The 14,294-nt window shown below is 73.9% G+C and carries 11 protein-coding genes; 5 read left to right on the top strand and 6 right to left on the bottom strand.

Annotated features, from left to right (window positions below; genetic code table 11):
* Nucleotides 1-45: 45 nt before the first annotated feature.
* A complete protein-coding gene (gene metH / locus HCN52_RS06960) occupies nucleotides 46-3,561 on the bottom strand; it encodes a methionine synthase (RefSeq protein WP_168087477.1) in 3,516 nt (1,171 codons plus the stop codon).
* Between the two features lie 406 nt (nucleotides 3,562-3,967).
* Here metH and HCN52_RS06965 point away from each other — a divergent pair, with 406 nt between their 5' ends.
* From HCN52_RS06965 to HCN52_RS06975, 3 genes are all read left to right on the top strand, one after another.
* Entirely contained in the window at nucleotides 3,968-4,756 is a 789-nt protein-coding gene (locus tag HCN52_RS06965) for an MIP/aquaporin family protein (protein ID WP_168087478.1), read from the top strand.
* A gap of 80 nt (nucleotides 4,757-4,836) precedes the next feature.
* Nucleotides 4,837-6,378: a glycerol kinase GlpK gene (gene glpK / locus HCN52_RS06970; RefSeq protein WP_168087479.1), complete on the top strand. Its 1,542-nt coding sequence runs from the start codon at nucleotides 4,837-4,839 to the stop codon at nucleotides 6,376-6,378.
* Nucleotides 6,379-6,632: 254 nt separating this feature from the next.
* The gene (locus HCN52_RS06975; RefSeq protein WP_168087480.1) at nucleotides 6,633-7,634 is read left to right on the top strand and encodes a PAC2 family protein; all 1,002 of its coding nucleotides are present in this window, start codon (nucleotides 6,633-6,635) and stop codon (nucleotides 7,632-7,634) included.
* A 146-nt stretch (nucleotides 7,635-7,780) separates the two neighbouring features.
* On the opposite strand, the gene mshC is transcribed toward HCN52_RS06975, so the two are convergent.
* The 3 genes from mshC to HCN52_RS06990 all read right to left on the bottom strand — a co-directional run bounded on the left by mshC (nucleotide 7,781) and on the right by HCN52_RS06990 (nucleotide 10,691).
* Nucleotides 7,781-9,010, bottom strand: a complete 1,230-nt coding sequence (gene mshC, locus HCN52_RS06980) for a cysteine--1-D-myo-inosityl 2-amino-2-deoxy-alpha-D-glucopyranoside ligase (protein ID WP_168087481.1) — start codon at nucleotides 9,008-9,010, stop codon at nucleotides 7,781-7,783.
* 131 nt (nucleotides 9,011-9,141) lie between these two features.
* Complete coding sequence (locus HCN52_RS06985) at nucleotides 9,142-10,137, bottom strand: Rv2133c family protein (protein WP_245174930.1); 996 nt, start codon at nucleotides 10,135-10,137, stop codon at nucleotides 9,142-9,144.
* Nucleotides 10,101-10,691: an Rv2134c family protein gene (locus tag HCN52_RS06990; protein ID WP_168087482.1), complete on the bottom strand. Its 591-nt coding sequence runs from the start codon at nucleotides 10,689-10,691 to the stop codon at nucleotides 10,101-10,103. Before HCN52_RS06990 ends, HCN52_RS06985 begins: the two co-directional genes overlap by 37 nt.
* A gap of 165 nt (nucleotides 10,692-10,856) precedes the next feature.
* Here HCN52_RS06990 and HCN52_RS06995 point away from each other — a divergent pair, with 165 nt between their 5' ends.
* Complete coding sequence (locus HCN52_RS06995) at nucleotides 10,857-11,750, top strand: NAD-dependent protein deacetylase (RefSeq protein ID WP_168087483.1); 894 nt, start codon at nucleotides 10,857-10,859, stop codon at nucleotides 11,748-11,750.
* A 15-nt stretch (nucleotides 11,751-11,765) separates the two neighbouring features.
* Here the strand turns inward: HCN52_RS06995 and HCN52_RS07000 are convergent, their stop codons facing one another.
* The gene (locus tag HCN52_RS07000; RefSeq protein WP_168087484.1) at nucleotides 11,766-12,554 is read right to left on the bottom strand and encodes an SDR family NAD(P)-dependent oxidoreductase; all 789 of its coding nucleotides are present in this window, start codon (nucleotides 12,552-12,554) and stop codon (nucleotides 11,766-11,768) included.
* A gap of 138 nt (nucleotides 12,555-12,692) precedes the next feature.
* Here HCN52_RS07000 and HCN52_RS07005 point away from each other — a divergent pair, with 138 nt between their 5' ends.
* On the top strand, nucleotides 12,693-13,289 hold the full coding sequence (locus HCN52_RS07005) for a TetR/AcrR family transcriptional regulator (RefSeq protein WP_312876585.1): 597 nt from the start codon (nucleotides 12,693-12,695) through the stop codon (nucleotides 13,287-13,289).
* A gap of 81 nt (nucleotides 13,290-13,370) precedes the next feature.
* On the opposite strand, the gene HCN52_RS07010 is transcribed toward HCN52_RS07005, so the two are convergent.
* Nucleotides 13,371-14,060 carry an Rv2135c family putative phosphatase gene (locus HCN52_RS07010; protein ID WP_168087486.1) on the bottom strand — a complete coding sequence of 230 codons (690 nt, stop codon included), beginning with the start codon at nucleotides 14,058-14,060 and terminating at the stop codon, nucleotides 13,371-13,373.
* Between the last annotated feature and the right edge of the window lie 234 nt (nucleotides 14,061-14,294).

Genomic DNA, 14,294 nt, shown 5'->3' on the forward strand with positions numbered 1-14,294 from the left:
CGCGGGCAGCCGCTGCGCGGCGAACGGGGGACGGCGCCGCCGGCGTCAGCGGGCGTTGAAGTAGTTGGCCTCCGGGTGGTGGAGCACGATGGCGTCGGTCGACTGCTCCGGGTGCAGCTGGAACTCCTCGGAGAGCTTGACCCCGATCCGCTCCGGCTGGAGCAGTTCGGCGATCTTGGCGCGGTCCTCCAGGTTCGGGCAGGCGGGGTAGCCGAGCGAGTAGCGGCAGCCCTGGTACTCGGTGCGGAACATCCCCGACAGCTCCGCGGGGTCACCGCTGTCGATACCGAGCTCCTGCCGGACGCGGGCGTGCCAGTACTCGGCGAGCGCCTCGGCGAGCTGGACCGACAGGCCGTGCAGCTCCAGGTAGTCGCGGTAGGCGTCCGCCGCGAACAGCTCGCCCGTCGCCTCCCCGATCCGGGAGCCGACCGTGACGACCTGGAGCCCGACGACGTCCAGTTCCCCGCTCTCCTTGGGCCGGAAGAAGTCCGCGAGGCACAGGTTCCGGCCGCGGCTCTGCCGGGGGAAGGTGAACCGGGTCCGCTCGCGACCGTCCTCGTCGAGGATCACCAGGTCGTCGCCGTCGGCGTGGCAGGGGAAGTAGCCGTGGACGACGGCCGCCTCCAGCAGGTTGTCGGTGTGGAGACGGTCCAGCCAGCCGCGCAGCCGGGGCCGGCCCTCGGACTCCAGCAGCTCCTGGTAGTCGGGGCCGTCGCCGGTGCGGCTGCCCTTGAGCCCCCACTGCCCCTTGAACAGGGCGTCCTCGTCCAGCCAGGAGGCGTACTCCTTGAGTGCGATGCCCTTGACGATGCGGGTGCCGGTGAAGGGCGCGGCGGGGACGGGCACGTCGGTGGCGGTCGCCGAGCGGGGCACGACCGGGGCTGCCTCCGCCTCGGCGGGTCGCGGCGCGGTGCGGGCCGGCACCCGGCGCTGCTTCAGCTCGGGGAGGGTCACGCCGGGCACGCCGCGCTTGACCCCGATCAGCGCGTCCATGAGCCGCAGCCCCTCGAAGGCGTCGCGGGCGTAGCGGACCTCGCCGTCGTAGATCTCGTGGAGGTCCTGCTCGACGTAGGCGCGAGTCAGGGCGGCGCCCCCGAGGATGACGGGGTAGTCGGCCGCCATGCCCCGGGCGTTCAGCTCCTCCAGGTTCTCCTTCATGATCACGGTGGACTTCACGAGGAGGCCTGACATCCCGATGACGTCGGCGCGGTGCTCGGCGGCCGCTTCCAGGATGGCGTTGACCGGCTGCTTGATGCCGAGGTTGACGACGTTGTAGCCGTTGTTGGAGAGGATGATGTCCACGAGGTTCTTGCCGATGTCGTGGACGTCGCCGCGGACGGTGGCGAGCACGATGGTGCCCTTGCCGTCCTCGTCGGTCTTCTCCATGTGCGGTTCGAGGTGGGCGACCGCGGTCTTCATCACCTCGGCGGACTGGAGGACGAAGGGGAGCTGCATCTGGCCGGAGCCGAACAGCTCGCCGACGGTCTTCATCCCGGCCAGCAGGGTCTCGTTGACGATCTCCAGGGCGGGCCGCTCGGTGAGCGCCTCCTCCAGGTCGGCCTCGAGCCCGTTGCGCTCGCCCTCGATGATGCGGCGGCGCAGCCGCTCCTCCAGCGGGAGCGCGGCCAGCTCCTCGGCCCGCCCGGCGCGCACCGACTTGGCGTCGACGCCGTCGAAGAGCTCCAGCAGCCGCTGCAGCGGGTCGTACCCCTCACGGCGCCGGTCGTGGATGAGGTCGAGCGCGACCGCTGCCTCCTCCTCGGCGAGCCGGGCGATCGGAACGATCTTGGCGGCGTGGACGATGGCCGAGTCCAGCCCGGCCTTGACGCACTCGTCGAGGAAGACGGAGTTCAGCACCATGCGGGCGGCGGGGTTGAGCCCGAAGGAGATGTTGGAGAGGCCGAGGGTGGTCTGCACCCGGGGGTGGCGGCGCTTGAGTTCGCGGATGGCCTCGATGGTGGCGACGCCGTCGCCGCGGGACTCCTCCTGGCCGGTACAGATGGTGAAGGTCAGGCAGTCGATGAGGATGTCCGACTCCTCGATGCCCCAGTTCCCCGTGAGGTCGGCGATGAGCCGTTCGGCGATCTCGACCTTCTTCTCGGCGGTCCGGGCCTGGCCCTCCTCGTCGATGGTGAGCGCGATCAGTGCGGCGCCGTGTTCGGCGGCGAGCTCGGTGATGCGGGCGAACCGGGAGTGGGGCCCGTCGCCGTCCTCGTAGTTGACCGAGTTGATGACGGCACGGCCGCCGAGGTGCTCCAGGCCGGTGCGGATGACCTCCACCTCGGTGGAGTCCAGCACGATCGGCAGGGTGGAGGCGGTGGCGAGCCGGCCGGCGAGCACGGCCATGTCGGCGGCGCCGTCCCGGCCGACGTAGTCGACGCACAGGTCCAGGAAGTGGGCGCCCTCGCGGATCTGCTCGCGGGCCAGTTCCACGCAGTCGTCCCAGCGCGCCTCCAGCATCGCCTCGCGGAACTTCCGGGAGCCGTTGGCGTTGGTCCGCTCGCCGATGGCGAGGTAGGAGGCGTCCTGCTGGAAGGGCACGGTCTGGTAGAGCGAGGCCGCGCCGGGCTCGGGCCGGGGCTCGCGCTCGGCCGGGGTCAGGCCGCGGACCCGCTCGACGACCTGGCGCATGTGCTCCGGGGTGGTGCCGCAGCAGCCTCCGATGAGTGAGAGGCCGAAGTCGTTGACGAACGTCTCCTGGGCGTCCGCGAGCTCGGGCGCGGTGAGGGGGTAGTGGGCGCCGTCGCGTCCGAGGACGGGCAGCCCCGCGTTGGGCATGCAGGCCAGCGGGACCCGCGCGTGCTGCGCGAGGTACCGCAGGTGCTCGCTCATCTCGGCGGGGCCGGTCGCGCAGTTCATCCCGATCATGTCGATGCCGAGGGGCTCCAGCGCGGTCAGAGCGGCACCGATCTCGGAGCCGAGCAGCATGGTGCCGGTCGTCTCGACGGTGACGGAGACGATGAGCGGCGCCTGGGAGCCGGCGGCGGTGAGTGCGCGCCGCGCGCCGATCACGGCGGCCTTGGTCTGCAGCAGATCCTGGGTGGTCTCCACCAGCAGGGCGTCGGCGCCCCCGGCGAGCAGGCCGTCGGCGTTGCGCTCGTAGGCGTCGCGCAGCAGGCCGTAGGGGGCGTGTCCCAGGGTGGGGAGCTTGGTGCCCGGCCCCATGGAGCCGAGCACCCAGCGCAGCCGGCCGTCCTCGGCGGCGAACTGGTCCGCGGCCTCGCGGGCGACCCGGGCGCCCGCCTCCGACAGTTCGTGGACGCGCTCGGGGATGTCGTACTCGCCGAGCGCGGCGTGGTTGGCGCCGAAGGTGTTGGTCTCGACGCAGTCCACGCCGGCCGCGAAGTACTCGGCGTGGACCGAGCGCACGATGTCGGGGCGGGTGACGTTGAGGATCTCGTTGCACCCCTCGAGGTTCTGGAAGTCCTCCAGCGTGGGGTCCGCCGCCTGGAGCATGGTGCCCATACCGCCGTCGGCGACGACGACGCGCGAGCCGATCGCCTCGCGGAAGGCGGCGATGCGCTGCGCCGGGCTGGCGGTGGGCAGGGTGGACGAGGCCATGGGGTGACTCCCTGGGGTGCGACGGCTGTCGGCTTCACGCCCCGGCGGGGGCATACCGGGTCAGCGTAGCGGCAGGCCAGGCGGTCCACGCGGACCGTCCCGCCGATCGGACAGCCGCGGGGCCCGGCCCGTCCGGCACCGCCGCCCGCGCGGCCCGCGCGTGTCGGGGGCGGTTCCGCGCCGCCCGAGAGGTGGCCGGAGTGTGACCGACCGAGCGCGCGACAGCCTGGACGAACCGACACATAATGCCGATATGAGCACAGGCGCTGCCCGGGAAGTTTCCCGTAACGATCAGGGGGACACCCGTCACAGGTAGTACCACCGTTCGCTGGTCGAACTTCCGAACGGGAGCGGGGCCCGGGCGCCGTCCCCCGGGACCGGCACCGGTCGTGGACGAGGAGGCAAGGTGTCCAGTTCAGACATATTCATCGGCGAGATACTCGGGACAGCCGTCCTGATCCTGCTCGGAGGCGGCGTCGTCGCCGGGGTCGTCCTCAAGAAGTCGAAGGCGTTCGGCGCCGGGTGGGTGGCGATCACCTTCGGCTGGGGGTTCGCCGTCCTCAGCGGTGTCTACATCTCCACGGAGCTGTCCGGCGCGCACATCAACCCGGCGGTGACACTCGGCCTGGCACTGGACACCGGCAACTGGGACCACGTCTGGGTCTACTGGGCCGGACAGATGGTCGGTGCGATGATCGGCGCCGCCCTGGTCTGGATCGCCTACTTCGGCCACTTCCAGGCGCACCTGCGCGACCCCGCCGTGGCGGCCGCCGAGCAGTCGGCCGAACGGCCCGGGGGCGAGGGGCACCGACCGCACAAGGGCCCCGGCCCGGTGCTGGGCATCTTCTCCACCGGCCCGGAGATCCGCAGCCCCTGGCAGAACTTCGCCACCGAGCTGATCGCCACCACCGTGCTGGTGCTGGCCGTCCTCCGGCTCGGGGTCAACAGCGACCTCCAGGTGACCGGGCTGGGCGGCCTCATGGTGGCGCTGGTGGTCGTCGGCATCGGCCTGTCGCTCGGCGGGCCCACCGGGTACGCCATCAACCCCGCGCGTGACCTCGGGCCCCGGATCGTGCACGCGCTGCTGCCGCTGCCCAACAAGGGCGGCTCCGACTGGGGCTACGCCTGGATTCCCGTGCTGGGGCCGCTGGCGGGCGGCGCACTCGCCGCGGGCATCTCGCGCCTCGCCTTCTGACCGGGACCCTCACCTCCGACGTACCGCATCCGCCCGAGTACGGGACCACCGCAGCAGACCACCAGACCAGGAGCCGCACCATGAGTGAGACGAACGCCACCGGCGGCGGTCCCCGCGAGTTCATCGCGGCGATCGACCAGGGCACCACTTCCAGCCGGTGCATCGTGTTCGACCGCGCCGGAACGATCGTCGGGGTCGAGCAGAAGGAGCACGAGCAGATACTCCCCCGGCCCGGTTGGGTCGAGCACGACGCCGCCGAGATCTGGGCCAACGTGCAGGAGGTCGTCGCCGGCGCGCTGGCCAAGGCCTCGGTGACGCGCGACGAGGTCAAGGCCATCGGCATCACCAACCAGCGCGAGACCACCCTGCTGTGGGACCGCGCCACCGGCCGGCCCGTCCACAACGCCATCGTCTGGCAGGACACCCGCACCGACGCGATCTGCCGCGACCTCGGCCGCAACGTCGGACAGGACCGCTTCCGCCGCGAGACCGGGCTGCCGCTGGCCTCCTACTTCGCCGGCCCGAAGATCCGCTGGCTGCTCGACAACGTCGAGGGGCTCCGTGAGCGCGCGGAGCGGGGCGAGATCCTCTTCGGCACCATGGACTCCTGGGTCATCTGGAACCTGACCGGCGGCCCCGACGGCGGCCGCCACGTCACCGACGTCACCAACGCCTCCCGCACCATGCTGATGAACCTGCGCACGCTCGACTGGGAGGAGCGCATCTGCGAGTCCATGGGCGTGCCCATGGCGGTGCTGCCGGAGATCCGCTCCTCCGCCGAGGTGTACGGCGAGGCCAAGGGCGGCCCGTTGGACGGCATCCCGGTCGCGTCCGCCCTGGGCGACCAGCAGGCCGCGCTGTTCGGGCAGACCTGCTTCGCCGAGGGCGAGGGCAAGTCGACCTACGGCACCGGCACCTTCGTGCTGATGAACACCGGTGAGAAGCCGGTCAACTCCTACGCGGGTCTGCTCACCACGGTGGGCTACCGGATCGGCGGCCAGAAGCCGGTCTACGCCCTGGAGGGCGCCATCGCCGTCACCGGGTCGCTGGTGCAGTGGATGCGCGACCAGATGGGGCTGATATCGGACGCCGCCGAGATCGAGCCGCTGGCCCGCTCGGTCGACGACAACGGCGGCACCTACTTCGTGCCGGCCTTCTCCGGGCTGTTCGCGCCCTACTGGCGCTCGGACGCCCGCGGAGTCATCGCGGGGCTCACCCGGTACGTCACCAAGGCCCACATCGCGCGCGCGGTGCTGGAGGCCACCGCGTGGCAGACGCGCGAGATCACCGACGCGATGCACAAGGACTCCGGGGTGGAGCTGACCACGCTGAAGGCCGACGGCGGCATGACCGCCAACGGGCTGCTGATGCAGAAGATCTCGGACTTCCTCGACGTCCCGGTGGTGCGGCCGGAGGTCACCGAGACCACCTGCCTCGGCGCCGCCTACGCCGCCGGCCTCGCGACCGGCTTCTGGGGCTCCACCGACGAGCTGCGGGCAAACTGGCGCGAGGACCACCGGTGGGAGCCCGAGATGGACGCGGCGGACCGCGAACGCGAGTACAAGTACTGGCTGAAGACGGTCGAGCGCACCATGGGCTGGCTGGAGGACGACAAGAGCTGACGCGAGCGCGCGGCGGCGGGGCCGGTCGGGGAGAGCCCCGGCCGGCCCCGCCCGCTGTGCGGCACCGTTCGCCGCGACCGTGCGGACGCGCGCGGGACCGGCGCGTGCGCTGCCTCCGGCCGTGCCCCGGCGCAGGCGTACGAACCCCCTGTCGTGGGCACGGTCACGCCGTAGGCTGGGCTTCGCAAGGAACGACCGAGCAGACCGGGCGTCGCGCGGCACTCGCCGACCGTCCGGCCGGAAGGAGGCGCTGGGTGATCGAGCTCGAGGGAGTTCCCGAGCTGGTCGACCCGGTCATGGTGGCCGCGTTCGAAGGCTGGAACGACGCCGGGGACGCTGCCTCCGCCGCGCTCGACCATCTCGACCAGGCGTGGAAGGGCGAGGTCTTCGCCGCGCTCGACGCCGAGGAGTACTACGACTTCCAGGTCAACCGGCCGCAGATGTGGCTCGACGGCGGCGTGCGGCGCATCACCTGGCCCACCACCCGGTTGTCGGTGGTACGCGTCGGAGCCGAGGAGGGCAACGGCAGACCCCGCGACCTCGTGCTGGTCCGCGGTGTCGAGCCCAGCATGCGCTGGCGGACCTTCTGCAACGAGGTGCTGGCCTTCGCCCACGAGCTGGGGGTGGAGATGGTGGTGATGCTGGGCGCGCTGCTCGGCGACACCCCCCACACCCGACCCGTCCCCGTCTCCAGCGTGACCTCGGACGACAAGCTCGCCCGCTCGCTCAACGTGGAGGAGTCCCGGTACGAGGGGCCCACCGGCATCGTGGGCATCCTCCAGGAGGCCTGCACCCACGCCGGGGTCCCCGCGGTCAGCCTCTGGGCGGGCGTGCCGCACTACGTCTCGCAGCCGCCCAACCCGAAGGCGACGCTCGCACTGCTGCACGCCCTGGAGGACCTGCTCGGGCTCTCCGTGCCACTGGGCGACCTCACCGAGGACGCGCGGGCGTGGCAGCTCGGCGTGGACCAGCTGGCCGCGGACGACTCCGAGGTCGCCGAGTACGTGCAGTCGCTGGAGGAGGCCAAGGACACCGCCGACCTCCCCGAGGCGAGCGGCGAGGCCATCGCCCGGGAGTTCGAGCGCTACCTGCGCCGCAGGTCCGGGGGTGAGGGGCCCGGCCACGGCGGCCCGGGGCAGGCACCGGGCGGGCAGGGGCCCTACCTCCGCGACCCCGGCAGCGGTCGGCGGCGCGGACGGCGCGACGGCGACGACCCTCCGCCTCCCGCCGGTGGCGACCGCGACAGCGACGGCTGATCCGTCCCGCGTCGGCGGTGCACGACAGCGGCCCGGGGCGCCATGTCGTCGCCCCGGGCCGCTGCCCGCCCGCTCGGCCCGGTCCGATGGAGACCCGACCGGGCCCCGCCCGGCGTCGCTCACCGGTGGGGCCTGGCTGCGGTGGCCTAGAGCGCCACGCCCAGCAGGGCGTCCACCGCCCGGGAGGCGACACCGGGCGCGCCCTCCTCGTCACCGCCGTGGGCCGCCTGGGTCTCGGCCCAGCGATCGAACGCCGCCAGCGCGGCGGGGGCGTCGAGGTCGTCGGCGAGCGCCTGCCGCATCTCGGCGAGCAGCGGCAGCGCCGACGGGCCGTCGGGACGCGAGACCGCGGCACGCCAGCGCGCCAGCCGCTCCGTGGCGGTGACCAGCACCTCGTCGGTCCACTCCCAGTCGGAGCGGTAGTGGTGGGCGAGGAGCGCCAGGCGGATGGCGGCCGGTTCGACGCCGTCCCGCCGCAGCTGCGACACCAGCACCAGGTTGCCCCGGGACTTGGACATCTTCTCGCCCTGGTAGCCGACCATCCCGGCGTGGGCGTAGGTGTGGGCGTAGGGGTGGCTGCCGGTCAGTGCCTGCGCGTGGGAGGCGCCCATCTCGTGGTGGGGGAAGACCAGGTCGGAGCCGCCGCCCTGCACGTCGAAGCCCATCCCGAGGGTCTCCAGGGCGATGGCGACGCACTCGATGTGCCAGCCGGGGCGGCCGCGGCCGAGCGACCCGCCGTCCCAGGAGGGCTCGCCGGGGCGGGCGGCGCTCCAGAGCATGGGGTCGAGCGGGTTCTTCTTGCCCGGCCGCTCCGGGTCGCCCCCGCGTTCGGCGGACAGCGCGCGCATGGTGGCCTGGTCGTAGTGGGAGACCTGGCCGAACCGGGGGTCGGCGGCGACGGAGAAGTAGGTGTCGCCGTCCAGTTCGTAGGCGGCCCCCTGGTCCCGCAACCGCTCCACCAGCGGCACGATGCGCGGTATGGCCTCGACGGCGCCGACGAAGTGGTCGGGGGGCAGCACGCGCAGGGCCGACATGTCCTCGCGGAAGAGGGTGGTCTCCCGTTCGGCGAGCGCGGTCCACTCCTCGCCGGTGGCCTGGGCGCGTTCCAGCAGCGGGTCGTCGATGTCGGTGACGTTCTGGACGTAGACGACCTGGCGGCCGGAGTCCAGCCAGACCCGCTGGACGAGGTCGAACGCGGTGTAGGTGGCCGCGTGGCCCATGTGGGTGGCGTCGTAGGGGGTGATGCCGCAGACGTAGAGCCGGGCGACCGGCCCGGGGGCGGGCCGGTCGGGCCCACCCGTCGCGGTGTCGTGGAGCCGCAGGTCAGAGCCCTGACCTGGCAGGGCGGGGACTTCGGAGGCGGGCCAGGCATGCATGGGAAGAGCCTAACCGGCGGCCCCCGGACAGCACGATCGGTCCCCGGGCCCGGCCCCCGCTGCCGAGGGCCGGGCCCGGGGCGTCCGACGCGGTGGGCGGTCGGGACCGCCGGGGCCGCCGGTCGGCAAGGTCAGATGGGCGGCCAGGGGACGGCGGGCCAGTCGCCCCCGGGCAGCGGGTGCACCCCGGCGGCGAGCAGCGCGGAGGTGCGCTGCCGCAGCGCCGTCAGCTCCGCCGGGGAGAGCAACCGTGCCAGTCGGGCAGCGGTGGGCTCCCCGGCCGCGAGCCCACCGTCGAGGCGGCGCAGCGCGGCGACCGCCTCGGCGGGCAGCGGCTCGCCCGCCCAGCCCCAGAGCAGGGTCCGGAGCTTGTTCTCCGTGTGGAACGTCACCCCGTGGTCGATGGCGCGGAGCCCGCCGCCGGGGGCGGTGAGCAGGTGGCCGCCCTTGCGGTCGGCGTTGTTGATCACGGCGTCGAGCACCGCGAGGCGCCGCAGGTCGGGGTCGTCGGCGTGAACCAGCAACGCCGTGCGGTCGGGCGCCACCTGGGCGTGGCCCACCGCCCGCCACCCGGGTCCGGGTTCGTCGCCGTCGACCAGCGCGAGCAGCGCCTCGGCGGCGGGCCCGCCGGGGTCGGCGGCCGGGTCGGCTCCGTGCGGCGGAGCGCCGTCGCCCATCACCTGTTCGGGCGGAGTGACCGGCGTCGCCGCTCCCGGCACGGTGCCGTCGTCGCCCGCCGCCGAATCGCCGTCCGGCGAGCCCACCGCGCGGTCCTCCGCGCCGGGCGGCGGGGGGCCGACCCACTGCTGGCACATGCCGAGCCCGTGCGGGCCCTCGCGCAGCACGGTGGGCGGCACGAGCTCCCAGCCCATCGCCCGGCAGACCTCGGCGGCCGCCACCTCCCGGGCGGCGAGGGTGCCGTCGGGGAAGTCCCACAGCGGCTGCTCACCCGCGACCGGCTTGTAGACGCAGGCGTCGGCATGCTCGCCGTCGGTGACGGTGGCGTAGAGCACGGCGTTGGAGGCGCCGGTGAGGCGGCCGCGGACCGACAGCGATCCCGTGGCGAGCAGCCGCTCGGTCTCCTGGGGGGTCACAGCCGCCGCCGGTAGCCGTTCTGGCGCGGGCAGACGTGGCCCTCCGGGTCCAGCGGGAGGTTGCAGAGGGGGCAGGGCGGGCGGCCGGCGTTGACGACGTCGAGCGCCCGTTTGGCGAACGCGCGCGCCATGCCGCCGCTGAGCAGCACCCGCAGCATCGGCGGGCCGTTCTCGTCGTCGCGCAGCAGCCGCTCCTCGGCCTCGGCGAACTCCTCGTCGGAGTCGGCCTCCAGCTCCACGAGGGCCTGTGCCTCCACGACCAGCCGCTCGGCGTCGCCGTCCCAGGCCAGCGCCATCGTGCCGACGCGGAACTCCTCGTCCACGGGGGTGCGGAGGGGGTCGGTGTCCGCGATGTCGGAGGGGGCGACGGCCGGCACGGCGGTCTTGCCTCCGGAGCGGCGCACCACCTCGTCCAGCAGCTCGTCGACCCGCTCGGCCAACGCCTCGACCTGTGCCTTCTCCAGGGCGACGCTCGTGGTGCGGTTGCAGTCGCTGGCCTGGAGGAAGAAGGTGCGACGACCGGGCAGTCCCACGGTGCCGGCGACGAAGCGGTCCGGAGGGTCGTAGAGGAAAACCTGACGGGACACCTGTTCCGCTCCGTGGGGTCGACGGTTGATTCAGGGGAACCCTACTGCGGGTGGCGATCACCGCGCGCCCGGCCCGGCGGCGCGGCGGCCTCCCCGGTGGCGGAACGGGGCGCGGACGCAGCGGCGGCATCCCTCCCGGTCTTCTTTACGCTGGGGGGCATGCGCATGCGCCCCACTCTGAGCTGGAACCCGGTCGGGGACCCGCTGCCCGCGACCACCGACCTCTCCCCCGCCGCCGAACTGCTGGACGCGGGCGGGGTGCTGGTCCTCAGCGGCGCGGGGCTGTCCACGGAGTCGGGTATCCCGGACTACCGCGGCGAGGGCGGGAGCCTGTCCCGCCACACGCCGATGACCTACCAGGACCTGGTCACCGGCGCACGGGCCCGGCGCCGCTACTGGGCCCGCAGCCACCTGGGCTGGCGCACCTTCGGCCGGGCCCGTCCGAACGCGGGCCACCTGGCGGTGGCGGCGTTCGAACGGCACGGGCTGCTGGCGGGGGTCGTCACCCAGAACGTCGACGGGCTCCACCAGGCGGCGGGCAGCGCGGGTGTGGTGGAGCTCCACGGCGGGCTGGACCGGGTGGTCTGCCTCGGGTGCGGCAGGAGGACGCCCCGGACCGAACTCGCGGCGCGGCTGGCGGCGGCCAACCCGGACTTCGCCCCGGTCGCCGCGGGGATCAATCCCGATGGTGACGCCGATCTCACCGACGAGCAGGTCGGCGGCTTCCGGGTGGTGGACTGCGCCGCGTGCGGCGGGCTGCTGAAGCCGGACGTGGTGTTCTTCGGGGAGAACGTGCCGGCCCAGCGGGTGGAGCGGTGCCGCGCCCTGGTGCGCGAGGCGCGGTCGGTGCTGGTGCTGGGCTCGTCCCTCACCGTCATGTCGGGGTTGCGGTTCGTGCGCCAGGCGGCGGAGGCGGGCACCCCCGTGGTGCTGGTGAATCTCGCGCCGACCCGCGGCGACCGGTACGCCCGGGCCCGGGTCGCCCTCCCGCTGGGCCGGGCGCTCACCGAGCTCGCCGATCGGCTCGACGTACCGGTCGCCTCCCCGCGCGCGGACTGATCCGCTCCCGAGCCCTCAGCTGCTCTTGACGGCCCCCGCGTCGACCGCCCAGTCGGCGCCGATCACGCTCGGCATGGTCGGCGACGCGAGCAGCAGGACCGCGCGGGCGATCTCCTCGGGGTCGATGAGCTCTCCGGTGAGCATGCCGTTCTGGCGGGGCAGGCCCTCGACCAGGCTCTCCTGGGTGACGCCCGTGCCCGCGGCCACCAGGGCCAGGAAGCTGTCCGGGCCGGTGAGCAGCGACGTGCGGGTGGCCGAGGGCGACACCGTGTTGAACCGCACTCCCTCGGAGCCGAAGCGCTCCGCGAGCTGCCGCGTCATGTTGCCGAGCGCCGCCTTGGCCGCGGTGTAGGGCATCGGCTCCGCACCAGGGCGCCGCGCGCTGTCGGAGCCGACCGTCACGACGGCGCCGCCCGCCTCCAGCAGCGCGGGGAGCGCGGCACGGATCGTGCGCACCACCGCGTGCAGGTTCAGCGTGAACGCGGCGTCCCACACGCTGTCGTCGCCGCCCAGGGGGTCACTCAGCGCCTCGACCGGCAGCGCGCCGCCGCCGACGGCGTTGACCAGGACGTCGAGCCCCGAGCCGTGGGCCGTCGCCGCCTCGACGAGCTGCCGGGGGCCGTCGGGGGCGGCGAGGTCCGCGGCGATGAAGGTGGCGTCGGTCGCGGTGAGTTCCGGGGTCGGCTTCCGGGCCGCCGCGACGACCGAGGCGCCTTCGGCGAGGAAGGCACGGACGACGGCGAGCCCGATGCCGCGACTGGCCCCGGTGACGAGAACACGCTTGCCGGCGAGGTGAAGGTCCATGGGAAGTGCTCCTGGGTCGTGGTGCAGCGAACACCCCTATCGAACACCGATGTCTCGCTTTCGTCAATAACTGCGACATGCTCGCCTCATTTAGTTCGGGTGGCGCTACGCTGGCAGCCGACCGAAGGGAGCGTGGCCGTGCAGCAGCAGGCCCGGAAGGTTCGCGCGGACGCCGAGCGCAGCACGGCTCGCATCCTGGAGGCAGCGGAAGAGGTGCTGAGACTGCAACCGAACGCGCCGCTGGAGAGCATCGCGGAAGCGGCGGGCCTGGCGCGCGCCACCGTCCACCGTCGGTTCGCCTCCCGCGCGTCGCTGGAGGCGGCGCTGGCGGACCGGCTCGATCAGCGGTACGTCCTCGCGCTGCAGGAAGCACGCGTCCGCACGGCGCCCCCGCTCGTCGCCTTCCACCGACTCAACGAGATCGTCTTCGAACTGAAGCTCAGCCACCGCTACGCCATGCAGCTCAACGCACCGCTCAGCCCGGCCGTGCTGGACGGCCTCGACCTGCTGTTCGTCCGGCTCCGCGAGGTGGGCGCGATCTCCGCCACGGAACCCGCGTGGTGCCGGGGAGTTCACCTCGCGCTGCTGCACGAGGTGAACGCGTTGCCCTCCGACTCACCGGAGCTCGCCGGGGCGGCCGGCTCGTCCGAGACGGAGTCCCGGGCCCGGCTGCTGACCCGTTGCACGCTCGGCGCGCTCGGCGGCGAGCGGGACGCGGAGCTGTTCCGGCTGTGAGACGCGCGACGGCACCGACACGGCGGGCAGCCCGGTGAAGGAGCAGCCCCCGCGCCGCCGGCCGGCGCAGCGGCTCGCCCGTTACCTGCCGCCGCCCACCGCGGCGGTGCCGTCGGCGGCGGGTCCGGAGCCGGCGGCGGTGGGCGCCAGGCCGTCGAGGTGCCCGGTGTCGCCCAGGCGGAGCAGGAACGGGCGCTCGGCGGTGTAGCGGATCGCGGTGAGCGAGCCGGGGCCGACGTTGATCCGCTGGAAGAGGTCCAGGTGCAGGCCGAGCGCGTCGGCGACCACGGCCTTGATGATGTCGCCGTGGGTGCACGCCAGCCAGACCGCCTCCGCGCCGTGCTCGGCCTCGACCGCCGCGTCGCCCTCCCGCGCCGCGGCGGCGGCGCGGTGCGCCATGGCCCGCAGCGACTCCCCGCCGGGGAAGACGGCCGCGGAGGGCTGCCGCTGCACGACGTCCATCAGCGGCTCCCGGGCGAGCTCGCCGAGCTTGCCCCCGGTCCAGCTGCCGTAGTCGCACTCGACGAGCCGCTCCTCGACCCGGGCCGGGGTGCCGGGGCGGGCCGCCAGCAGGGGCGCGACGGTCTCCCGGCAGCGCTGCAGAGGGCTGTGGACCACGACGGCGAGCGGCACGCCGACCAGCCGGCCGGGTACGGCCGCCGCCTGCTCGCTCCCCCGCGCGTCGAGCCCCACGCCGGGGGCGCGGCCGGCGAGGATCCCGTCGGAGTTGGCGGCGGTGCGACCGTGGCGGAGGAGGAGCAGGGTAGCCATGCGGAGAGCTTACGGCCGCCCGACGGTGGACCGCCCCGGTGTGCGGACCGTAACCCCCGGCCCGGCGGCGCGTTATCCAGTCGACGGTCGCCCGGAGCCCCCACCGGGGTCGGCCGTGGAACGCCCGCCTCCGGCCGGTCCCTCCCCCGGCTGCCCGGTGGCGGGGCGCCACCGCCGCGCAACCGGCCGTGGCGCCCGGCGGGCGGATCGCGATGCTCGCGGCCCGTCCGTGCC

It is taken from the genome of Streptomyces bohaiensis (assembly GCF_012033785.1).
Taxonomy (GTDB): Bacteria; Actinomycetota; Actinomycetes; order Streptomycetales; family Streptomycetaceae; genus Streptomyces; species Streptomyces bohaiensis.